This is a genomic window from Bacteroidia bacterium, assembly GCA_039924845.1.
Classification (GTDB): Bacteria; Bacteroidota; Bacteroidia; order DATLTG01; family DATLTG01; genus DATLTG01.
The window spans coordinates 83,389-106,843 of record JBDTAC010000089.1 but is presented as its reverse complement, the minus strand read 5'-3'; the positions used below and the strand labels follow the sequence as shown (position 1 = coordinate 106,843).

The following is a 23,455-nucleotide window of genomic DNA, read 5'->3' as shown; positions in this document are numbered from 1 at the left end:
CAAAGGAACAAGTATTCCTTTTCAAAAGGAGCGACTTTACCAATATTGCACACTAACAGGAGATAATCCAGTTCACTATTTTGCGGAAGATTATTCGGCAAAGAATTTTGAAAACAGACCTGAATTTAACAAGCTCCTGAATTTTATAAAATCAAACAAAGGACTTGTACAAAAATTAATGGTACTTCGTTGGGACAGATTCAGTAGAAATGCACCCGAAGCCTATAATATGATTTCCAAATTAGCAAAACTCGGAATAGAAGTCAATGCTATTGAACAACCCATTGATTTTGGTATTCCTGAACAAAAAATGATGCTTTCTTTTTACTTAACTATACCCGAAGTAGAGAATGACCGCAGAGCGATGAATACTATTAATGGAATACGAAAAAATAAAAGACAGGGAAGGTTTTTAGGAGTCGCACCTATCGGATATAAAAATGAAAGGGACGGACAGAACAAACCTATTATTGTAAAATCAGAAAAGGCAAGTTTGGTTAGAAAATCTTTTGAGTTATGCGCCACAGGTAATTATCCAACAGAAACACTTTGGAAAAAAATGTATTTAGAGGGCTTAACACGAAGTAAAAATCAATTTTGGAGAATGCTAAGAAACCCAATCTATTGCGGACAAATAGGACTGAAAGCATACCGTAATGAACCCGAAGAAATAATACAGGGCATACATGAATCCATTGTGAACGAAACTCTTTTTAAAGATGTGCAAAACGTATTGGAAGGAAAGAAAAAAGTACAACTAAAAAGGAGCTTGATAAGAGAAGAGTTTCCAATGAGAGGTTTTTTAATATGTAATAGTTGCGGAGGCAATCTTACTGCCAGTTGTTCAAAAGGAAGGAATGAGAAATACTTTTATTACCACTGTCAGAATGGATGCAAAGAGAGAATAAGCACAGAAACTGTACACACTACGTTTACACAATGGCTCTCCGATATATCCATGAAGCCTCAAATAGGGCAGCTTTACTTGGAGGTTATGAAAGATATATTTAAGGGCAACGAAAAAGAGCGAGACTCAGAAATAATAAAACTATTCCTTGAACTCAGCAAAACAGAAGATATGCTCGATAAGGCGACAAGGAAACTAATAAATGATGAACTGGACAAAGAAAGTTATAACAGGATAAAGGATACCTTACAAAAAGAAACGATGAACCTGAAAGTAAGAATTAGCGAACTGAAAGAAACGGAAAGTGGTTTTATGGAATACTTAAAATATGGAGTTACATTACTTGGAAACCTGCATTATTATTACAGTACAAGCACTTTGGAAGGCAAACAAATGATTCTTGGTTCAATATTCCCTGAAAAACTGATTTTCAACAAAAATACTTATCGAACCGCAAAACCCAATGAAATGATAGACCTACTTTGTACTGTTACAAAGGATTTCGGGAAACACAAAAATAAAAAAGTCGCCAAAAATGGCGACTTCTCCCTTCAGGTAGCGAAGGGGGGACTCGAACCCCCGACCTCAGGGTTATGAATCCTGTGCTCTAACCAGCTGAGCTACCTCGCCAAAAATTATTTTCAATCTTAAAAATAAAATTTTTACTTGTATTTTTAATTATTGAGGGCGCAAATATAATGCTTTCTCTATTTCATACGCAGTAAGATTTTTAATTATTTTCTTGCGATATTCTATTTTTTTATATATTGCGTTACGATTTTAGTTTATAATCAATTGAATAGCAAGTAAAATGGCAAAAGAAATTGCAAAAAATAAAAAAATTGTCAAAAAAATAATTTCGACAAAAAAGAGTAGTTCTCAGAAAAGTAAAAAAAGTCTGAAATCGAAGCCTACAAAAAAAATAGTTTCTAAAAAGAAGCCTACCAAGATTGCAAAAATAGTTGCCAAGCCAACAAAAAAGCCTGTCGCAAAAAAAGTTATTCCTACTAAAAAGCAAAAATTAGTTCCGGTTGCGAAACCTATTGCCAAGGTTTCTTCTAAAAAAATAGTGAAAACAGAAAAAAGGGTCGCCGTAAAAGAAATTAAAGTTATTGCGCCTACAAAGCCTATTAAACCTGAAAAACTTCTGAAAAAGGAAATTCCACGTTCAAAAAAATCGATGAAACCCAAAAAAATGCGTTCGGTTTTCTTCATTAAAAATGAAATTTTGAATCTGAAACCGTCTTCCAGTAAATTGGCAAAAAAAGAACCCAAAGGGAAATACAGTTTAGAGTATATTGTGAACTGTTCTCCCACTATTTTATATGAATTTTTAACTACGCCCAGCGGACTTTGCGAATGGTTTGCCGATGATGTAAATATTAAAGATAACCACTATAGTTTTATTTGGGATGGCGGCGCGCAAATTGCCGAAATATTAGAAGCCACGCCCAGCAAGACATTGCGCCTGAAATGGACAGATAGAAACGATGGATCTTATTTTCAATTTTCGATTGAAACAGATGAATTAACAAATGATATTTCACTCATCATTACCGATTTTGCTGAAAATGAAGCCGAGCAAAAAAGCTCTAAAATGCTTTGGGATACTCAAATCGGAAAACTTTTGCACATTATAGGAGCTTAAAAAAACGTTTTCAAAAAAATATTTTTTTTAAACTCATTTATTCCGTTTCGGTTTATTGAATTAACTTGCGGAAAATTTATTTCATGAAAAAGATTCTCAAAAGAAACACCGCTTTCCTCCTTCCCTATCTTCTATTTTTAATCGTTGCCGGATTTTTTTTAGCTACGCAAGCAAAATCCGGTATTCACATATACATCAACGGTTTTCACTGTGCTATCGTTGATAAATTAGCACCTTACGTTACGTATTTAGGCAGTGGAATTGCTGTTGCGATTTTGGTTTTATTACTCTTTTGCAACTATCGTTTTGCCATTATTGCGATTGGCGCTTACGTTATTTCCAGCATCATTACACAAGGTTTGAAACACACTATTTTTAAAGATGTGTTGCGCCCTACGGCTTATTTTCAGAATGTTCATCCGCTGTATTTTGTGCCAGGTGTTAAAATGGATTTGTACCACAGCTTTCCGTCCGGACATGCGACTACCGCATTTGCAGTTTATTTTTCCTTGGCTTTAATAGTCGAAAAAAAATGGGCGAAATTTTTATTTTTAATCGTGGCTTTATCGGTGGCATATTCTCGCGTGTATTTGTCGGAGCATTTTTTAAATGATGTTTATTTCGGCTCTATCATTGGCGTTTCCAGCGCATTGTTTTCGTATTACATGGTAGAAAATTCCAAACTTCTAAGCGAAAAAACTTGGCTGAACCATTCGCTCATCAGCAAAAAATAAATGAAATTCAGTAAAACTCAACTTAATTTATTGCTGCTCTTTGCAGGAATTTTGTTGTTTGTACCTTTTCTTGGGAGCGTTCATTTATTTGATTGGGACGAAATAAATTTTGCTGAATGCGCTCGAGAAATGATTGTAACGCACAATTATTCCTTAGTACAAATAAATTTTTTACCCTTTTGGGAAAAGCCGCCTTTATTTATTTGGATGCAAGTTTTATCCATGAAAGCCTTTGGAATTACTGCTTTTGCAGCACGTCTTCCGGATGCTGTTTGCGGAATAATTACACTTTTATTGGTATTTAATATTGGAGAAAAATTATACGACAAAACTTTTGGTTTACTTTGGGCATTGGCTTTCGCGGGATCTTTTCTTCCTCATTTTTATTTTAAATCCGGTATTATTGATCCTTGGTTTAACTTGTTTATTTTTTGTGGAATTTATTTTTTCATTCTTTTCACCAACGAAAAAACAAAAAAAATCTTCTCTGAAAAATTATTTTTTTCAGCGCTATTTATTGGCTTGGCAATTATGACGAAAGGTCCTGTCGGCTTACTTATTTTCGGATTATGTGCTGTTGTCTTTTGGATAAAAAATCGTTTTCAAACAATTGCAACTATTCCGCAAATTATTTTTTATGCCGCTGTTTTGCTTGCTACCGCTGGTTTGTGGTTTGTGTATTTAATTTTAAGCGGACATTTTCAACTCATTAAAGAATTTATTGAATATCAAATTCGCTTGTTGCGAACTGGTGATGCCGGTCATAGCGGTCCATTTTATTATCATTTTGTTGTTTTATTAATTGGCTGTTTTCCTGCGTCCATATTAGGAATTAGAGCTTTCAAAAAAAACAGTTTCGATACACCTTTCCAAAAACATTTTAAAACAGGCATGCTGATTTTATTTTGGGTGGTTTTGATTTTATTCTCCATCGTGAAAACAAAAATTATTCATTATTCTTCGCTCTGCTATTTTCCGCTCACCTTTTTAGCGGCATATTGCGGCTATAAAATAATTCGCAACGAATTGGAATGGAAAAAATGGATGACGAAAATGCTTCTTTTTATCGCATCTCTTTTGGGTTTGCTGTTGATAATTTTGCCTTTTATCAATACGTTTAAATCGCAAATTATTGCTTCCGGAATTATTAAAGATTCCTTTGCTAATGCCAATTTAGAAGCCAATGCACATTGGACAGGTTTTGAATTTTTAATCGGCGTTTTCTTTATTGTCGGAATTTTACTGTCGCTTTACGCGATTCAAAAAAATAATTTTTCGAAAGGTATTTTCGCACTTTTTTTTGTAACGATGATTACTGTGAATCTCGCTGCTGTTGCGATTGTTCCGCGTGTAGAAGAATATTCTCAAAATGCCGCGATTGAGTTTTATCAGCAATTAAAAAATAAAGATTGTTATGTTGAAACACTTGGTTTTAAAAGCTATGCGTATTTGTTTTATTCTGACAAACAACCACAAAAAGACATTCGAAATACCAATTTAGATTGGCTTTTATCTGGAAACATTGATAAACCGGCTTATTTTGTTTGCAAAATAAATAATGCTTCGGAATACGAAACTAAATTTCCGCAACTGAAAGAATTGTATCGAAAAAATGGTTTTGTCTTTTTAGAGCGCGAAAAATAATTTTTCGAAAATTTACTTTTTGTAAATCTTCGAAGTATAAATTCCCATTCTGCCTAAGAAATGCGTGATGGAAACAGCTAAAACACCCAATCCGTATTTGCTACTACGTCTAAAATTAATGGAAGATGCTTCTTTAAAATACTTGGTAGGACACGTAATTTCAGCTATTTCGTAACCAGCAAAAACAATCTGCGAAAGCATTTGATTATCGAAAACAAAATCGTCTGAATTAGCGTGAAAATTTATTTTTTGAAGTACTTCTTTTGAAAAGGCGCGATAACCGGTATGATATTCGCTCAATTTTTGATTGATTAAAATATTTTGCGTGAGCGTCAGCATTCTGTTAAAGATATATTTATACATCGGCATTCCGCCTTTCAGCGCGCCATTCCCCAAAATCCGAGAACCCAGAACCACTTGATACAAATCGTTCGCAATTAAGTTCGCCATTGACGGAATTAACTTTGGCGTGTATTGATAATCGGGATGCAACATAATAACGATATCGGCATTTAGTTCTAAAGCCTTGTGGTAGCATGTCTTTTGATTACCTCCATAACCCGTATTTTTTTCGTGCCGAATGATGTGTTTGATACCGATTTCTTTTCCAACTTCAATGGTATTATCTTTACTCGCATCGTCCACCAACACCACTTCATCTACAATATCAAAAGGAATTTCGCTGTATGTTTTACGCAGTGTTTGTGCAGCGTTGTAAGCTGGCAAAACAATTACCAATTTTTTATTGTTGATCATAAAAATATTTTTCTTCGGACAAAAATAAGAATTGTTTGACACGAGCGAGAAATAAAATTTCATTGCTTTTTAGTGCTTCGAAAAAATAATTTTTCAAACGTGTTTTTTTGCGAACTTTCCATTTCTATATAAAACAAGGAATATTTTTAAAATTCAATATTTTTTCCGACATTTGCCGTCCTTTCTAAAAAATCAGAAAAGGAAGAGGAACGGAATTACCTCTGTTAATCAATTCCAAAACAATAAAATAAGTAGAAATGCCTGTTAAAATCAGATTACAGAGACAAGGAAAAAAAGGTCAAGCCTTTTTTCATATTGTCATTGCGGACGGTCGTGCACCTCGAGATGGAAAATTTATCGAAAAATTAGGCACGTACAATCCCAGAACAAACCCCGCTTCAATTGATATTGATAGCGAAAAAACATTGCAATGGTTGAAAGATGGCGCGCAGCCTTCTGATACTTGCAGAGCCATTTTATCCTACAAAGGAATTATGTTTCGCAATCACCTTGTGAAAGGAATCGCTAAAGGCGCTTTAACACAAGAACAAGCGGATGCAAAATTTGCTAAATGGATGGCTGATAAAGAGAATAAAATCAACGGAAAAGTTTCCGGATTGGCAACTCAAAAAGCAGATGCAGCTAAAAAACAATTTGCTTCCGAAACGGCATTGAAAGAAAAAAGAGCTGCAAAAATAGCTGCGAAAGCAGTTGTTCCAGAACCAGTTGCTGAAGCACCAAGCGCTCCGGCAGCAGAAGAAAGTCCAGCAGCAGAGGCTTAAAAAATTAATTTTTAGAGAGGCAGTTGGCGCTTGCGTCAACTGCTTTTTTATTTCTATTGATTCTATTAAAATGAATATCGAAGATTGTATTGAGATTGGAAAAATTATTAAAACCATTGGTTTTAAAGGTGAAGTAACGGTGCTATTGCATATTCCGGTTTCTAAAAAATCCTTTGCCGAAAAAATTATTTTTTTGAAACTCAACAATCGTTTGGTTCCTTTTTTCATAAAATACATACGCATCGTAAATAACAGTGCCACTTTGGCGATCGATGGAAAGGATACAGAAAAAAAAGTAAGCGAATTTTTAAAAACAGAAATTTATCTTCCGGCAGCAACATTGGTTTTATCCGCTGAAAAAAAAGCTTTTGGAAGCGAATTAATTGGATTTTCTGTAAATGATAAAAAGCTCGGGAATATTGGTGAAATAAGAGAAGTTTTAGATTTTCCGCAACAAAAAATCTTGCAAATTATTCATCCGAACGGAAAAGAAATTTTGCTTCCGCTGATCGAAAATTTTATTTTAAAAACAAATCGCAAAGAAAAAATCCTCGAAATAGAAGCACCCGAAGGCTTAGTGGAAATGTATTTAAATCCCGATTCGGAGAAGCAAAATTAGTTCATCTCAAAAGTTTTTCTTAGTTTTATGTTTAGCTATTAAAAATGGCGCTGCCTTTTTTATGCCGAATCAGACATTTGTATTCAAACAATTTTCTATCCATCAGGACAAATGTGCCATGAAAGTGGGCACAGACGCAGTTTTACTTGGATCTTGGGTAAACGCAGAAAACGTTCAACACATTTTAGATATTGGAACTGGCACGGGAATTATTGCCTTGATGCTCGCTCAAAAAACCATTGCTTCCATTGATGCCATTGACATTGATGAGAATGCATGTTTACAAGCAACGGAAAATAAAGACGCGTGTAATTGGAAAAATCGCGTTCAAATACATTGTATTTCTTTGCAAGATTTCTCTAAGAAATCAACTAAAAAATACGATGTGATTGTGAGCAATCCTCCTTATTTTATTGATTCTTCCAAAGCCTTGGGAATTGAACGTACAACCGCTCGGCATACCGATTTACTGTCTTTCGAAGAATTGATTGATGGCGTCATTTCATTGCTTCAAAAAAATGGAAAATTTTGTATCATTCTTCCTTTTAAAGAAGGAGAAACATTTATTGAAATGGCGAACGAAAAAAAATTATTTCTGACTAAATTAATGCGCGTTAAAACAACACAAGGAAAAGTAGCGAAACGAATTATGATGCAATTTGAATTTGCACGCAATACTTTTTCGGAAAGCTCCATCATCATTGAAAAAGAAGAACGTCACAGTTATACCGACGATTACATCGCACTTACCAAAGAGTATTATTTAGGATTTTAATTTTTCACCTTCTCTTTTTTCTAGTAAGTTTGTGCCTCCTAAAAAAATATTTTTTTGAACGCTCCAAATACTTCCGATAAAAAAACATTTGCAGCACTCAAAATAAAGGATTTCAGTTTTTTTGTTTCCGCACGTTTTTTTTTAACACTTGCCAATCAAATGCAAGGTTTAATTGTAGGTTGGCAGATTTATGAGTTCACAAAAAACCCACTTTGGCTAGGAATGATTGGACTTGCAGAAGCACTTCCTTTTATTTGTACCGCACTTTTTGCCGGACACATTGCTGATATTGTTCCGCGAAAAAAAATAATTTTAATCGCAATGTCGGGCGTTTTAATAAGCTCGTTTGCTTTGGCTTATTTCAGTTATCACAACAGTGCATTTATAAAAACGCACGGAGTTTTACCTATTTATGGAGTTATCTTTTTAACTGGAATTGCACGTGCTTTTATTGGTCCGTCTTTTTTTGCATTTATGTCGCAAATTGTGCCGCGCGAATTGTACTCCAACGCAGCTACTTGGAACAGTGCCGTTTGGCAAACTGGCGCCATTGGCGGTCCGGCTTTAGGTGGCTTTTTATACGTTGCACTTGGCGCGGAAATATCGTACCAAATTGTTTTTTGTTTGGCAGCTTTTGCTTTTCTTTTATTTTTATTTATCGCAGCAAAACCAATATCTCCAAAGGAAAAGAAAGAATCTCTTTTTGAAAGTTTAGGCGTAGGAATTCGTTTTGTATTTAAAAATCAAATTATTTTAGGTGCGCTTTCGCTTGATTTATTTGCCGTTTTTTTTGGTGGAGCAGTTGCTTTATTGCCCATTTTTGCTGCCGAAGTTTTAAAAGTAGGTCCAACCGGATTAGGAATTTTACGTGCAGCTCCATCAGTTGGAGCCGTTATAATGTCATTTATAATGGCTTACTTTCCGCCTATGAAAAACGCAGGAAAAAAAATGCTTTTTGCCGTTGGCGGTTTTGGAATTTGCATGATTTTATTTGCCATTTCACCTTATTTTTACCTCTCTGTTTTCGTGCTTGCTTTAAGTGGCGCTTGCGATAACGTGAGCGTGATTGTACGTTCAACGGCTTTGCAATTAATGACGCCCGACAATATGCGCGGACGCGTTTCGGCAGTAAATAATATTTTTATCGGCTCGTCCAACGAAATTGGAGAATTTGAATCTGGTTTGGCCGCACATTGGATGGGCTTAATTCGATCGGTTATTTTTGGCGGATGTATGACTTTGCTTGTAACCGGAATTACTTCTAAGAAAGCCCCGAAACTCCGCGAGCTCAATTTGGATGATTTTAAATAATTTTTTTACGTTCCTTTTTCTTGAAAAAAAAGAACAGAAACAATTATTCGTATTGAATCACTTTATCTTTTGGATAATCAATATTGTAAATAAATTTATGTTTAGAAGTTTCATCTGGTTTCAACGTAAGTTTCCATCTCAATAAACCTGTTCCTTCATTGTAAGAAGCATCGCCCTGATCTTTCAGTTTAACAACAATCTTTTTCTGTTTGGAAATCGGCACTTGATCTTCCATAATTATTTGAATATTATCGCTACCTGTATTCCGAACAGTTAATTCATAAGTATAGTTGACTTCTTTGTGATCTCCAATTATCGCTTCTTTGGTATAGTCTTGTACTTTTTTGCGTTCAATCACAATATCTTTATCCCTGCCCAACGATACTTTCAGCGTATCGTTGGTGTTTTCAGGATTGATATAACTTTTACCCACATAAGTGCCTTTATAAAAAACATTGGCATTGCCTGCCAGTAATTTATATTGATCCCATCCGGTGACATTCGCAATTAAAAAAGCATTTTTATCCAACTTAGGCACTGCATAATAATCATAAGTGCTATTAATATTATGTACAGCTATTTCCGTTGTATGCGGCTTCGCATCCGAAGGAACGGAAAAAGGTCGTTGTATGTGAAATGTAGTACTCAGTTCATTACTTGTTTGCGCTGTATAATTGGCAGTTGTTTGTGATGATACATCTCCTTCATAAACTCCAACTTCGCTTTTAACTTCCATTTGTGAGGCTGCAACGGGGCTGCTTGGCGCATACCCATTACGACTATAAACAGGCGGAGTATGAAAATCTACATAAAGAGAGTTTAGAGTTGGCTGCGTACCAGGTTGTGTAGGATTACCTGTAGAAAGTGTGATATCAGCTTTATCCCAATCTACATTTGTACTTTGCCAAATATCTGCTTTATAAGTTAAAGCTACTGAATCTTGCGTATTTTTTACACGAATATCATAAGAAGGTTTCCATCCTGCATTCGCAATATAATAAGTTAGTTCAAAAGAGCCTTTAACTGCTGTTTTTGCTGTAACGGTAACAAGTATTTCTCCTGTAGGTTGATTGTTTTTCTGAGTCAGTTCGTTCAACTGATCTTGTAACCTATTAATCTTTTTATTTGCCTCCTCTTGTTTATCCGCAAGTGCCATTGTTTGGGTTTTTATATCCATCAATTGACTGGTAAAATACGCCATCGCTTTTTTCAACTCATCAATGGAAAGTCCGATATTAGCTCCTCCAATTTTTTCGTTGGAAGTAAGCAGTCTTGATTGCTCATCCAACACAGCTTGCTGCGCATTCAACATTCCCAAATTATTTTTTTCCATTTTCAATGAATCTTCCAATTGCTTTTCGCGAGGCGATTTTTCAGCGTTATGTAAATAATTCATTTCCGGTGTTACCGCTTCAATAACAAAATCACCTTTACCACTCACTTGGATACTACTTTGCTGAATTTCGGATGACAAATTATCCAACACCATTTGTGTAGTGCCCTCGGGAATAGTTACATTCGCTGTGCGAGTAATTTCACAACCACTTAAAAAGACGGTTACCCTTTTTATTTGAGATGTGATTTGTTTTTCTTTTTGAGCAAATGCCATTGTACTCAATAAAAGTGCACTAAACAAAAGAGAAATAGGCTTTTTCATAGTTTACAGATTTAAATTCTTATCAGTAAAGATAATTTTTTTAAATTTATTTTTCTTATTTTCTTTTTCATAAAAAAAAGAAATAAAAATTTAAGACTGTGATTTCGCATTTCATTTAAGCTTTACGAAATCTATTCGTCAGGTGATTCCCTCTTATATACTCAAAACTTCCCGAACTCATCACATCTTCATTTCAAAAAATTTTATTCGAAATCAGATGCCGTTTAAAAATAGTTTTTCAAATGTGCTTTACAATGAACTCAATATTCATACAATAAATAAAAAATTCTTATTTATCTGCGGAAAACGAAATAGTATTCCCTTCAAAAAATTATTTTTTCAAATGAAAAAAACCAAGGAAACGTTTTTTGTTTTAAAAGTTTCCGTAGTTTTGCAGCGAAATTTTAAGTCCCTTATGAAAAATAATTTTTTAATCTTGCTTTTACTTCTGTTTGTAGGTACAGCATCTGCGCAAACCTTTACGGTGAGTGGATATGTAAAAGATTCCGCAAGTGGTGAAGCGTTGGCAGGCGCCACCATCGCCGTGAAAGAATTAAACACTGGAGTTGCCGCCAACGAATACGGTTTTTATTCCATTTCTATCCCGAAAGGAGATTATATCCTTATTTGCAATTCACTCGGATATCCTTCATTTACTAAAAAAATACAGCTCAATGCCAACTTAAAGCTGAATATTCCTTTGCATGAAAATCTACAAGCACTTAATACCGTAGAAGTGAGTGCTACTAAGGAAAATGAAAATGTAAAAAGCGTGGAGGTGGGCGTAACCAAAATGGATATTCGGACGATAAAAAAAATTCCTATGTTTATGGGTGAAACAGATATTATTCGTAGTATTTTATTTTTACCAGGTATCAGTACGGTTGGTGAAGGTTCCAGCGGATACAATGCGCGTGGAGGTTCAGTAGATCAAAATTTAATTTTATTGGACGATGCACCCGTGTTTAATTCTTCGCATTTGTTTGGTTTTTTTTCGGTGTTTAATCCTGATGCCGTGAAGGATGTAACACTTACCAAAGGTGGAATTCCTGCTGAATATGGAGAACGACTTTCCTCTGTTTTGGATATTCACATGAAAGAAGGAGACAATCAAAAATTTGATTTTTCAGGCGGAATTGGATTGGTTTTCAGTCGTTTTGCTGTGGAAGGTCCGATTAAAAAGAGCAAAGGATCTTTTATTATTGCCGCCAGGCGTTCGTATGTTGATGTACTCGCTCAGCCTTTCCTGATAAGCGATTTAAAAGGCTCTATTTTTAATTTTTACGATTTAACATTGAAAGCAAATTACATGTTAAATGATAAAAATCGCGTCTATCTCTCTGGTTATATGGGACAGGATAATTTTGGTGCACCCGGATTTTCTTTCAATTGGGGCAATAAAACCGCCACTTTGCGCTGGAATCATTTGTTCAATGATAAATTATTTTTGAATACATCCGCTATTTATAGCAATTACAATTATTCATTAGGGTTTAGTAGTAACAACGATTCCAACGCCTTTAAATGGACTTCGCACATCATCAGTTACAGTATCAAACCTGAATTTTCTTTTTTCCCAAATCCTCAAAACACGATTAAATTCGGATTACAATCTTCTTATTATAATTTTCAACCGGGGACAGCTATTTTTACCAGTGGTGGCGAAAGCAGAAACAGTAGCTTGCCAGATAAATTTGCCTTGGAAAGTGCGATTTATCTCGAAAATGAACAAAAAATTGGTGCACGACTCATTTTAAAATATGGATTGCGTTATTCATTTTATCAGTATTTAGGAAGTGGAACTGCATATTTGTATGGCGATACGACTGCAGGAGCAAGGAAACCACTTGTCGGAGAACAAAATTATACTTCTGGGCAAGTGATTAAACAATATGCCAATCCGGAGCCTCGCTTTTCCGCAAAATACGATTTGACAGAAAGTAGTTCCTTAAAAATAAGTTATATGCGAACGGCGCAATACATTTACCTCGTTTCCAACACCACCGCTTCTACGCCATTGGATGTATGGAATCCGGCAACAAATAATATTCCACCTCAACTTGCCGATCAAGGAAGTATTGGTTATTACCGAAACTTTGGGCTTCACAACGATTACGAAACATCTGTGGAAACGTATTATAAATCCATGCAACATCAAGTAGATTATATCAACGATGCCAATTTATTATTAAACCCTTACATCGAAGGAGATTTACTCAATGGCATCGGCAGAGCTTACGGAGTAGAATTTTACGTCAAAAAAAACAAAGGGAAATTTACGGGTTGGATTAGCTATACCTTGGCGAGAACCGAATTAAAAGTGGACGGCATCAATAACAACAATTGGTATCCGCAACGTTTTAATCACACACACGATTTAAATGTGGTAACGATGTATGATTTGAACGAACGCTGGAGTTTTTCTGCAAATTTTGTTTACATGAGCGGAACTCCGGCTACATTTCCGACAGACAGAATAGAGTTACAAGGATATATTATTCCGCAAAATGTCAATAACAGTAGGAATAATTATATTTTACCGCCTTACGATCGGATGGATATTTCGGCTACGCTTCAAAGCAAGAGAAATCATTCGCGTAAATGGCAAGGTAGTTGGGTATTTTCAGTATATAATGTCTATGACAGACGAAATCCTTTTTCTATCTTCTTTCAAGAAGATCCCAATAATCCGCAAGTTACGCAGGCAGTTCGATATTCTATTATCGGCTCCGCAATTCCTTCTATCGCTTACAATTTTAAGTTTTAAAAAATAATTTTTCAGATGACAAAAAAAATAATTTTCGGAACTCTTTTTATCGTATTTCTTTTTACAGGATGCCAAGATGTGATGGACATTCAATTAAATCCAGGACAATCTCAATTGGCGGTGGATGCCTTCTTGACAAACAAAACAGGAACACAGCAAATACGATTGACGCAAACCGCCAATTATTTCGACAATCAACCTTGCCCAGCAGCTACAGGAGCCACGGTAAAAGTTACGGACAATACGAATAACAAGATGTACGCATTTACAGATAATGCCAATAATGGAAATTACATTTGGACACCTACTATTGGTGATACTTTAGGCATTATTGGACATCATTATACACTTTCCATCAGCTATAGCGGCGATAATTATTCTGCTACTTCTATCATGAATCCTGTACCGCCAATTGATTCCATTACGTATCAATTAGAAGCCAATCGTTTTGGTAGCGGCGATAAATATCACGCTGTTTTTTATGCAACGGATATCCCACATATTGTTGATTTTTATTGGATAAAGCAATTTCTGAATGGCGTGTTGGATACCAAACCTTCCGATATAAATGTGTCGCAAGATGGATCTTTTAACAATTCCGCAGACGATGGCTTACTATTTATTCAACCCATCCGACAATTGCGCTTTGGAACAGCATTAAATGTAGGCGATTCCCTTACGGTGGAACTTCACGCCATCACGTATCAAACATTTATATTTTTACAAGAAGTACGTACTCAAACTACCAATGGTGGTTTGTTTGCAACGCCTCCCTCAAACGTGGATTGCAACATTCAGAAAAATACCTCCAATACTTTAACAACACCAGTCGGATGGTTTAGTACAGCAGCTGTTTCAACAAAAAGTGTAGTATTAAAATAATCCATACGAAAAATTATTTTTTCGTATGAATTAAACCCGACATTCTTAATTCTTAATTCTCATTTATTCCTCATGTCCTTTCGGATGAATCGTATTTTCTTGCTTATCGGTATTTTCGTTATCTTGGAGAGCAGGATTGTTTTGTTCTTTCAGCAGCAAAGCGTTTAAATCCGGCTGACCGGCATTTACCCAAGCCGTGTACCAATAACTCCCAACATCAATAATGGAAGCGCGCAATCGACGTTGCACCATTCCGTTTAATAATTTACTATACGCTTCGATATACGCTTCCGAATATTTTTTTTTGCCTTTGGAATTGTACGTGTATTTTTGATCATCCGAAAATTTTTTTTCCAATTCCATTTCCAAATTTAAAACAGAATCTTTTTCAGAATAACTTTCTTGTACGGCTTTCCAAGCGGTTTTCAGCGGATTATCCAAATACTTGGCGCGCCCAACTAAATAATTGTATTGATCGCCTTCCAATTCCGGGATCGCTGATTCCCACAACGCGTGAATACCCTCTTGATGCGTAAATTGTCCATTGTAATTTTCCGTAGTATGCAGCGGAACGTGCGCATCGGCAATGTAATGCCCGATTTCGGAAGAGAGGTGAATTATTTTTTCCCGATCTCCTTCTTTAAACGCTTCGGTAAGCAAATATTCCATTTTGTCAATGTACCAAGGCACAATCCCGTATGTTTGCAGCGTATCTTCCGAATATTTTTTCACCGCTTCTTTCCAACTTTCTGGAATAGTTTCAAAAGGATTTTTTCCATAATGATCAATATCTATAAAATGCCGCGGACCTTCGCGCTTGTTTTTAAATCTTCTTTTATCGGGATCTACAGAATGTTTCACAATAAAATCTTGGTTCTTTTTATAAAAACCAATCATCTGCGGAGGTAGCGTAAAAACAGCCATTTCCTCTATTTTTTTATGTCCGTAAAAGCCCCAAGAAAAAGCATTTGGAGAAACAACTATAAAAATTAGTGTGGATAAAAAAAGTAGAAAAATTATTTTTCGCATACGGCTTTAACAGCTTTATTTTAATTTTATTAGAAAATGATCTAAAAAAGTGATTCGAAAAATTATTTTTTCAAACGCTTTAAAATTTAATTCCGCTAATTTAGTCTTTTTCAAAAATTAATTTTTAGCGAACTTTTTTAGTAGAGGAAATAAGTCTTCAAAAAAATAATTTTTCAAACGTCTTTTTTAGAAAAATAATTTTTGAACGGCATCTGATTTCGAATAAAATTTTAGCAAAATGAAAGCGTGATGAGATCGGGAAGTTCCGAGCGTGCGAGGAAATCACCCGACGAATAGCTTTCAGGAAACTAAAATAAAATGAGAAATCACAGCCTTGAATTTTTTGTTTCTTTTTGGTTCAAGCCAAAAAGAAAATAAAAAGATTCAAAAAATATTTTTTCAAACGTCTTTTTCATGAAAAAAATAATTAATTTTAAAAACTATGAAAATAATACTTTTTAAAAAGTATATCATTATTATACTTTTAATTTCAATAATAGCTAATGTGTTAGCTTTCTTGTCAACATTTGTTTTAACACGTGTATATATGGAGAAGTCTCTATTTTTAACAGGACTCTCAGATTGTTTTGATTTTATATGTGGTAATGTTGTTGCCATTTTTGTTTTTTTTGATAGAAAGCAATTTAATATTCCTTGCAAAATATTAATTATATTAATTGTAATTATTTCACTTGAGCCAGTTAAAGGGACAATTTTACTTTGGATTGCAAATATCGTATATGAAAAAATAAAAAATAGAGAATTGGATAATGTTTAATTTCTCACCTTTTTTCATCAAGAAAAAAGCCTTCAAAAAAATAATTTTTCAAACGCATTTTTTAGAAAAATAATTTTTACAGTAATAATTCGTAAAAAAAAAGATTTTAGCGGGCTTTTTTTATTTTCAACAATCTTTTGTTTAAAATATCTGATAAGTAAAGCAGGTTTATTCCTCTCTTAGTTCGTATTTTTACCAGAGCGAAAATTTTAACGCTCAAAAAATTATTTTTTCAAACATCATTTATGGAGATTATTTATTACGGTCATTCGTGTTTCGGAGTAAAAATAAACGGCAAACACTTGCTTTTTGATCCTTTTATTACACCGAACAAATTAGCAAAACACATTGATATCAATACAATTCCGGCGGATTATATTTTGGTTTCGCACGGACACGAAGATCACATTGCAGATGTGGTTGCCATTGCAAAACGCACAAATGCCACTGTTATCGGAAGTTACGAAGTGTGCAATTGGCTGGCACAACAAGGTGTTAAAAGTATACAAGCAATGAACATTGGCGGTAAATGGATGTGCGATTTCGGGAAAGTAAAATGCGTGGTTGCTGTACATTCCAGCACCATGCCGGACGGTACGTATGGCGGAAATCCGATGGGATTTATCATTGAATCTGGCGAAGGAAATTTTTATTATGCAGGAGATACCGCGCTTACCTACGATATGAAATTAATTGGTGAGTTTCGAAAATTAAATTTTGCCTTTTTACCTATCGGTGATTATTTTACGATGGGCGTTGACAATGCCATTATTGCTGCAGATTTTATTCATTGCAACAAAATTATCGGAATGCATTACGATACCTTCCCTCCTATCGAAATTGATAAAGAGGAAGCAAAAACAAAATTTCAAAGAGCCGGAAAAGAGTTGATTTTAATGCCAATTGGAACGATTTCAAACGTTTGATTTTCGTTCTCGAAAAAATATTTTTTCAAAATAAAAAAGAAACACATGGGTAAAATAATCGCAATAGCCAATCAAAAAGGAGGAGTTGGAAAAACAACCACTGCCATTAATTTAGCAGCCAGTTTAGCCGTGTTGGAGCATCGCACTTTGTTGGTTGATGCCGATCCGCAGGCAAACGCTACTTCCGGCGTTGGGTTTGATCCGCGCAATATCAAAACCAGTATTTACGAATGTATTATTGATGGTGTGGATGTGAAGGAAATTGTATTGAATACTGCCACGCCCAATTTGGATTTATTACCCGCTCACATTGATTTAGTAGGTGCTGAAATCGAAATGATCAATCTTCCCAATCGGGAAAAAATGATGCGAATGGCATTGTCAAAAATTAAAGAGGAGTATGATTTTATTATCATCGATTGCTCGCCATCATTGGGTTTGGTTACGATTAATTCTCTTACCGCAGCGGATTCTGTGATTATCCCAGTACAATGCGAATATTTTGCGTTGGAAGGACTCGGAAAATTATTGAATACCATCAAAATCGTACAAGCACGTTTAAATCCGGATCTCGCCATCGAAGGTATTTTATTAACGATGTACGATTTACGTTTGCGTCTTTCCAACCAAGTGGTGGAAGAAGTAAAAACACATTTCCAGCAAATGGTTTTTGACACGATTATTCAACGCAACACTAAATTAGGCGAAGCACCAAGTTACGGCGAAACCATTATTATGCACGATGCCAGCAGCAAAGGTTCCATCAATTATTTGAATTTAGCGCGCGAAGTATTGCAAAAAAATGATTTAACACGTATGAGCGATTCAGAAAAAATTATTGATGTTACCGGAAAAAATTAATTTTACGACAGAAACAAATCAGAACATGAGCGTAAAAAGACAAGCATTGGGAAGAGGATTAGGTGCCTTATTGGAAAATGCAAAAACCGATATTACCACTAAATACGAAGGCGAAAAATCAGGATTGGCAAGCTCCATATCCGTTTTGCCGATAAAAAATATTGAAACAAATCCCTTTCAACCGAGAACGCATTTTGAAAAAGAAGCCTTGCTCGAATTAGCGGAATCTATCAAACAACACGGCATTATTCAGCCAATTACGGTTCGTAAATTGGGTTACGATAAATTCCAATTGATTTCTGGCGAGCGCAGGTTTAAAGCTTCGCAAATTGCCGGATTAACTGAAATTCCTGCATACATCCGCATCGCGAACGATCAAGCGATGTTGGAAATGGCATTGGTGGAGAACATTCAGCGCGAAAATTTAGATGCTGTGGAAGTGGCTTTGAGCTACAAACGTTTGATTGATGAATGCAATTTAACACAAGAAGCATTGAGCGAAAAAGTAAGCAAACAACGCTCTACCATTACCAATTACTTACGACTGTTAAAACTTCCTCCCGAAATTCAATTGGGTATTCGCGATAAAAAAATTGCGATGGGACATGCACGCGCTTTGATTAACATCGAAAATGAAAAAACACAATTAGATATTTATCGTGAAATCATCGAAAACGACCTTTCTGTAAGGCAAGTAGAAGAAATGGCGAAAGGAAATAAACTGGAGAAAATAAATTCTACCATAAAAAAAATTGCGGCGCCGCTTTCTTTTCAGGAACAAAAAATAGGAAATGATTTAGCGCAAACTACTAAAACAAAAGTGGATTTTAAACGCGACAATAAAGGCAAAGGAAAAATAATTTTTCACTTCGAATCAGAAACAGATTTATCACGAATCCTCGATTTTTTTGACCTCTAAAAAACACGTTCGAAAAAATAATTTTTCGACAGCACTTTTTTTCTTTTTGCTGATGATGCTATCGGTTTGTCCGTTTAGCAAGGTAAGTGCACAAAATCAAGACACTTTAAAAGTAAAAACAGATACGATTATCGAAACTGAAAAACCAGCGCATTCGCCTAAAAAAGCACTTTTATTTTCAGCCATTTGTCCGGGATTAGGACAAGCATATAATAAAAAATATTGGAAAATTCCCATTATTTATGCAGGTTTTGCAGGCATCGCTTATGCTATTTCTTTCAATCAACACAAGTATTCCATTTACAAACAAGCTTATTATAATCGAAGCAACGGTATTCCTGATAATTATCCTTTGTATACGCAAGACAATTTATTGACGCTGGATAATTACTACCATAAATACCGAGATTTATCCATTATCTGCGCGGGATTATTGTATGTTTTAAATTTAGTAGATGCCAATGTAGATGCTCAATTTTTCACGTTTGATGTGAGCGATAATCTCACACTTCGCGTGCAACCTTATATCAATATTGTTAATTTTTCTAAAAATACAGCAGCAAGCGGTTTCACGATAAGTCTAAAATTATAACTTCGCATCCATGAAAATAATTTTGTTCGGATACGGAAAAATGGGACGAGAAATCGAGCAAATTGCCATTGAACGCGGACACGAAGTTATTTTAAAAATAAATTCTTCCGATCAAAAAAATACGTCCGAAAAATTATTTTTTCAAGCCGATGTAGCGATTGAATTTAGTACTCCCAACAGCGCCGTTGGAAATATTTTAAAATGTTTTAATGCGAATATTCCTGTGGTAGTAGGTACTACAGGTTGGTTGGATGAAATGGAAAACATCAAAAATAGCTGTCAAGAAAAAAAACAAGGCTTTTTTTACGCATCCAATTTTAGCATCGGCGTTAATTTATTTTTTCAACTGAATGACTATTTGGCGAAATTGATGAATCCTTATAAAGAGTATGAAATTGCGGTAGAAGAAATTCATCACATTCATAAAAAAGACGCGCCAAGCGGCACTGCTATTACCTTGGCGGAAAAAATCATTCAACAAAATTCTTCTAAAAAAAATTGGAAAAACGGTGTAAATACACTGTCGGAAGAACTTTCCATCGTTTCCAAACGAATAGATGAAGTCCCGGGAACGCATCGTATTACTTATACATCCGCAGTAGATGACATTGAAATTAAACACACTGCTCACAATCGTAAAGGTTTTGCCTTGGGCGCTGTGGTTGCAGCAGAATGGATGATTGGCAAAAAAGGAATTTTCGGCATGAACGACCTCTTAAAAAAATAATTTTTCAAACATGAAAAACACCACCTATTTACTTATTATTTTCGCGGTAAGCACCGTTATTGGATTATGGAAATTGTTTGAAAAGGCCGGAGAGAAAGGCTGGAAAGCACTTATTCCGATTTACAATTATTACATCTGGTTAAAGCTCATTAAAAAACCGTGGTGGTGGATTTTTTTAATCATCATTCCAGGCATTGATTACATGATGTTGATGGTGATGTCGGTGGCGTTATCCGCGACATTTGGGAAGAAAAAAACAGTCGACGCCGTGTTGGCAGCGCTCATCGGATTTTTTTACTTACCTTATATCGCTTTTCAAAAAGACACGAAATACACACAACCTTCTGATAAAATTGAAAATAAATCCGTTACTCGAGAATGGGTAGAAGCTATTGTTTTCGCGGTTATTGCGGCATCTATCATTCGTACTTTTTTTGTGGAAGCCTACACCATTCCTTCTTCTTCCATGGAAAAAACTTTAATGGTGGGCGATTATCTTTTTGTGAGCAAAGTAAGTTACGGTCCGCGCATTCCGAACACGCCTCTCTCCTTTCCTTTCGTGCACCATTCCTTGCCTTTTTTCGATGATGTAAAATCGTATTTAGAATGGATTGAATTGCCTTATTTGCGTTTGCCGGGTTATGAAAAAGTAAAAAATAACGATGTCGTTGTTTTTAATTATCCCGAAGGTGACACGGTTACAACAAAAGTCTCCAACCCTGACTATTACTCACTTTGCAGACATTATGGCAGAGCGGTCGTTTGGGATAACAAAGAAAAATTAGGCGATGTTGTGTATCGCCCGGTCGATAAACAAGAAAATTACATCAAGCGTTGCATCGGTATTGCTGGCGATACGATTCTGATTAAAAGAGCGCAAGTTTTTATCAACGGAAAAAGTACGACACTTGCTCAAGAAGCGCAAGCTGGTTATGTGGTAAAAACTGACGGTTCTTATTTTAATCCGGAAGCACTTAAAGGACTTGATATTACGGATGATCCGCGACAAACAGATTCTACCAGTTGGTTGGTAAATTTACCAAAAGAGAATGTCGAAAAAATAAAAAATTATGTGGGAATAAAAAGTGTACAACTTGATATCGCTGATAAAGAGATTTTCGACGAAGATATTTATCCGAACAATCCGCATTACCGTTGGAATGTAGATAATTTCGGACCACTTTACATTCCGAAAGCTGGAGCAACCATAAAATTAGACACCACCAATTTGCCGCTTTACAGTCGTGTCATTACAGCTTATGAGCACAATGATTTGAAAACTGTTGGAAATAAAATTTTCATCAACGGAAAAGAAAGTAATTCCTACACTTTTAAAATGAATTATTATTTTATGATGGGTGATAACCGCCACAACTCAGAAGATTCGCGCTTTTGGGGATTTGTTCCGGAAGATCACATTGTAGGAAAAGCCGTATTTATTTGGATGTCATGGAAAACAACCGGAGCTAATTTCATACAAAAAATAAGATGGAACAGATTGTTTAGTTTCATTGATAGCAATGGTGTTTCGCGCTCTTATTTTATTCCAGTTATTATTGTAGCTGCTCTTATTTTTATGTTTACGTATTTCAGAAAACCTCGAAAAAAAGATGAAAACTAAAAAAATAGAAATCGTAATACCGCCCAGAGAACCGCATTATGTAGGCGATGGCTTTAGAGTACACAATTTTATTCCAAGTGCTTACCGTTTGGATATGCAACGAATGAGTCCGTTTATAATGCTGGATTACAATTCGAAATTTTATTTTCCACCTTCTGAAAAACCCAAAGGCGTTGGCGTTCATCCACACAAGGGTTTTGAAACGGTAACGATTGCCTACAAAGGAAAAGTGGCGCATCACGACAGTGCCGGAAACAGTGGTGTAATAAGCGAAGGCGACGTACAATGGATGACGGCTGCTGGAGGAATTTTACACAAAGAATACCACGAAGAAAATTTCAGTAAAGCGGGCGGCGATTTCCAAATGGTGCAATTGTGGGTTAATCTTCCTGCAAAAGATAAAATGTCGAAACCAAAATATCAGGAAATCGTCAACAATAAAATTAATAAATTTAAATTGCCAGATAATGGCGGAATTATTGAAGTTATTGCCGGAAATTACAAAGATATAAAAGGTTCTGCATTTACTTTTACGCCAGTAAATTTGTTAAATGGAAGATTAAATAAAGGAGCAAAAGCCGAATTTTCTTTTCCTGCCAATTACAACACCGCTTTATTGGTGATAGAAGGAAGTGTGAAAGTGAACGACGCGGAAAATGTGCCGCTCGATTATTTTGCGTTGTTTGAAAACGAAGGCGAAAACTTTACAGTGGATGCACTTGAAAATTCGGTGGTATTGGTATTAAGCGGAGAACCGATACACGAACCTATTGCAGCGCAAGGTCCTTTTGTGATGAATACCAGAGCTGAAATTGTTCAAGCAATTGATGATTATAATATGGGGAAATTCGGGTTTCTGGAAGATTAATTTTTAAAAGTTTAAACTAAAAAGACCGCTCGAAAAATTATTTTTTTGAGCGGTCTTTTTATAATTGGCTCTTTTATTCCAATTTATCTGTAATGGCATCCATTTTATCTTCAGAAAATGCGCCAGAAGTGGCATAGATTATTTTTCCATCTTTATCCAACACATAAAAATAAGCGGTGTCTTTTTTATCAAAAGCCAATGCTTTTTTGTATTTTGATAAAGCTCCTTTGTAAAAAAGAACGTAGGGAAATAATTTTTTATCGGTGCCTTTTTCTAATTTATTTTTAGCAATTCCTTCCGTAGCCGAATTGGTTCCAGTAAACATCGGGATAAAATAAATATTTACATCGTAAGTGGAATCCATCAATCCGGTTTTGGCAATAAATTTATTGAAAGCAGGATTGAGCCAGGTTTTCAAATCACTTTCCGCAGATTTGGAATACGCCATACCGATAATCGTGTATTTCCCTTTTGTATCTTGTGGCAGCGTAACAGCTTTATTATCGAATGTCTCGCCAGTAATATCTGGGAAAATTGTTCCGACAACTTGCGCTTTTCCAATGAAATTAGCTGTTATCAATATAATAATAAAAATATTCTTGAGAATTTTCATGTTGAAAAATTATTTTTTGAATGAATGATTTATGAACAG

General features: G+C 35.3%; 21 protein-coding genes and 1 tRNA gene. 17 read left to right on the top strand and 5 right to left on the bottom strand.

Going from position 1 to position 23,455, the window contains the following annotated elements; genetic code table 11:
• Positions 1-1,463 precede the first annotated feature (1,463 nt).
• Positions 1,464-1,537 (bottom strand) — tRNA-Met (locus ABIZ51_11240).
• Between the two features lie 181 nt (positions 1,538-1,718).
• Here ABIZ51_11240 and ABIZ51_11235 point away from each other — a divergent pair.
• The 3 genes from ABIZ51_11235 (at position 1,719) to ABIZ51_11225 (ending at position 4,933) form a co-directional block, all read left to right on the top strand.
• Entirely contained in the window at positions 1,719-2,555 is an 837-nt protein-coding gene (locus ABIZ51_11235; protein ID MEO7089356.1) for an START-like domain-containing protein, read from the top strand.
• Positions 2,556-2,638: 83 nt separating this feature from the next.
• Complete coding sequence (locus ABIZ51_11230) at positions 2,639-3,289, top strand: phosphatase PAP2 family protein (GenBank protein MEO7089355.1); 651 nt, start codon at positions 2,639-2,641, stop codon at positions 3,287-3,289.
• A complete protein-coding gene (locus tag ABIZ51_11225; GenBank protein MEO7089354.1) occupies positions 3,290-4,933 on the top strand; it encodes a glycosyltransferase family 39 protein in 1,644 nt (547 codons plus the stop codon). It begins immediately after the preceding gene.
• Positions 4,934-4,945: 12 nt separating this feature from the next.
• On the opposite strand, the gene ABIZ51_11220 is transcribed toward ABIZ51_11225, so the two are convergent.
• Positions 4,946-5,689 (bottom strand): glycosyltransferase family 2 protein, encoded by a 744-nt coding sequence (locus tag ABIZ51_11220; protein ID MEO7089353.1) that lies wholly within the window; start codon positions 5,687-5,689, stop codon positions 4,946-4,948.
• Positions 5,690-5,946: 257 nt separating this feature from the next.
• Here ABIZ51_11220 and ABIZ51_11215 point away from each other — a divergent pair, with 257 nt between their 5' ends.
• The 4 genes from ABIZ51_11215 (at position 5,947) to ABIZ51_11200 (ending at position 9,176) form a co-directional block, all read left to right on the top strand.
• A complete protein-coding gene (locus tag ABIZ51_11215) occupies positions 5,947-6,471 on the top strand; it encodes a 30S ribosomal protein S16 (protein ID MEO7089352.1) in 525 nt (174 codons plus the stop codon).
• Positions 6,472-6,541: 70 nt separating this feature from the next.
• The gene (rimM, locus tag ABIZ51_11210) at positions 6,542-7,090 is read left to right on the top strand and encodes a ribosome maturation factor RimM (protein ID MEO7089351.1); all 549 of its coding nucleotides are present in this window, start codon (positions 6,542-6,544) and stop codon (positions 7,088-7,090) included.
• A 61-nt stretch (positions 7,091-7,151) separates the two neighbouring features.
• Positions 7,152-7,865, top strand: coding sequence for a methyltransferase (locus ABIZ51_11205; protein MEO7089350.1), 714 nt, complete (start codon positions 7,152-7,154; stop codon positions 7,863-7,865).
• A 54-nt stretch (positions 7,866-7,919) separates the two neighbouring features.
• Positions 7,920-9,176, top strand: a complete 1,257-nt coding sequence (locus ABIZ51_11200) for an MFS transporter (GenBank protein ID MEO7089349.1) — start codon at positions 7,920-7,922, stop codon at positions 9,174-9,176.
• A 43-nt stretch (positions 9,177-9,219) separates the two neighbouring features.
• Here the strand turns inward: ABIZ51_11200 and ABIZ51_11195 are convergent, their stop codons facing one another.
• A complete protein-coding gene (locus tag ABIZ51_11195) occupies positions 9,220-10,833 on the bottom strand; it encodes a mucoidy inhibitor MuiA family protein (protein MEO7089348.1) in 1,614 nt (537 codons plus the stop codon).
• Between the two features lie 415 nt (positions 10,834-11,248).
• Here ABIZ51_11195 and ABIZ51_11190 point away from each other — a divergent pair, with 415 nt between their 5' ends.
• Together ABIZ51_11190 and ABIZ51_11185 are read left to right on the top strand one after the other, a co-directional pair.
• Complete coding sequence (locus ABIZ51_11190; protein ID MEO7089347.1) at positions 11,249-13,600, top strand: TonB-dependent receptor; 2,352 nt, start codon at positions 11,249-11,251, stop codon at positions 13,598-13,600.
• 15 nt (positions 13,601-13,615) lie between these two features.
• Entirely contained in the window at positions 13,616-14,482 is an 867-nt protein-coding gene (locus ABIZ51_11185) for a DUF4249 domain-containing protein (GenBank protein ID MEO7089346.1), read from the top strand.
• 63 nt (positions 14,483-14,545) lie between these two features.
• Here the strand turns inward: ABIZ51_11185 and ABIZ51_11180 are convergent, their stop codons facing one another.
• Positions 14,546-15,511 (bottom strand): zinc dependent phospholipase C family protein, encoded by a 966-nt coding sequence (locus ABIZ51_11180; GenBank protein MEO7089345.1) that lies wholly within the window; start codon positions 15,509-15,511, stop codon positions 14,546-14,548.
• Between the two features lie 442 nt (positions 15,512-15,953).
• Here ABIZ51_11180 and ABIZ51_11175 point away from each other — a divergent pair, with 442 nt between their 5' ends.
• From ABIZ51_11175 to ABIZ51_11140, 8 genes are all read left to right on the top strand, one after another.
• On the top strand, positions 15,954-16,289 hold the full coding sequence (locus ABIZ51_11175) for a hypothetical protein (GenBank protein MEO7089344.1): 336 nt from the start codon (positions 15,954-15,956) through the stop codon (positions 16,287-16,289).
• Positions 16,290-16,534: 245 nt separating this feature from the next.
• On the top strand, positions 16,535-17,215 hold the full coding sequence (locus ABIZ51_11170) for a metal-dependent hydrolase (protein MEO7089343.1): 681 nt from the start codon (positions 16,535-16,537) through the stop codon (positions 17,213-17,215).
• A 45-nt stretch (positions 17,216-17,260) separates the two neighbouring features.
• The gene (locus ABIZ51_11165; GenBank protein ID MEO7089342.1) at positions 17,261-18,076 is read left to right on the top strand and encodes an AAA family ATPase; all 816 of its coding nucleotides are present in this window, start codon (positions 17,261-17,263) and stop codon (positions 18,074-18,076) included.
• A gap of 25 nt (positions 18,077-18,101) precedes the next feature.
• Positions 18,102-18,995: a ParB/RepB/Spo0J family partition protein gene (locus tag ABIZ51_11160; protein ID MEO7089341.1), complete on the top strand. Its 894-nt coding sequence runs from the start codon at positions 18,102-18,104 to the stop codon at positions 18,993-18,995.
• A complete protein-coding gene (locus ABIZ51_11155; GenBank protein MEO7089340.1) occupies positions 18,985-19,587 on the top strand; it encodes a DUF5683 domain-containing protein in 603 nt (200 codons plus the stop codon). Before ABIZ51_11160 ends, ABIZ51_11155 begins: the two co-directional genes overlap by 11 nt.
• Positions 19,588-19,597: 10 nt before the next feature.
• Entirely contained in the window at positions 19,598-20,314 is a 717-nt protein-coding gene (dapB, locus tag ABIZ51_11150; protein ID MEO7089339.1) for a 4-hydroxy-tetrahydrodipicolinate reductase, read from the top strand.
• 10 nt (positions 20,315-20,324) lie between these two features.
• The gene (gene lepB / locus ABIZ51_11145) at positions 20,325-21,935 is read left to right on the top strand and encodes a signal peptidase I (GenBank protein MEO7089338.1); all 1,611 of its coding nucleotides are present in this window, start codon (positions 20,325-20,327) and stop codon (positions 21,933-21,935) included.
• Positions 21,925-22,803, top strand: coding sequence for a pirin family protein (locus tag ABIZ51_11140; GenBank protein MEO7089337.1), 879 nt, complete (start codon positions 21,925-21,927; stop codon positions 22,801-22,803). The genes lepB and ABIZ51_11140 overlap by 11 nt, the downstream gene beginning before the upstream one ends.
• Positions 22,804-22,876: 73 nt before the next feature.
• Here the strand turns inward: ABIZ51_11140 and ABIZ51_11135 are convergent, their stop codons facing one another.
• On the bottom strand, positions 22,877-23,416 hold the full coding sequence (locus ABIZ51_11135) for a hypothetical protein (protein ID MEO7089336.1): 540 nt from the start codon (positions 23,414-23,416) through the stop codon (positions 22,877-22,879).
• Between the last annotated feature and the right edge of the window lie 39 nt (positions 23,417-23,455).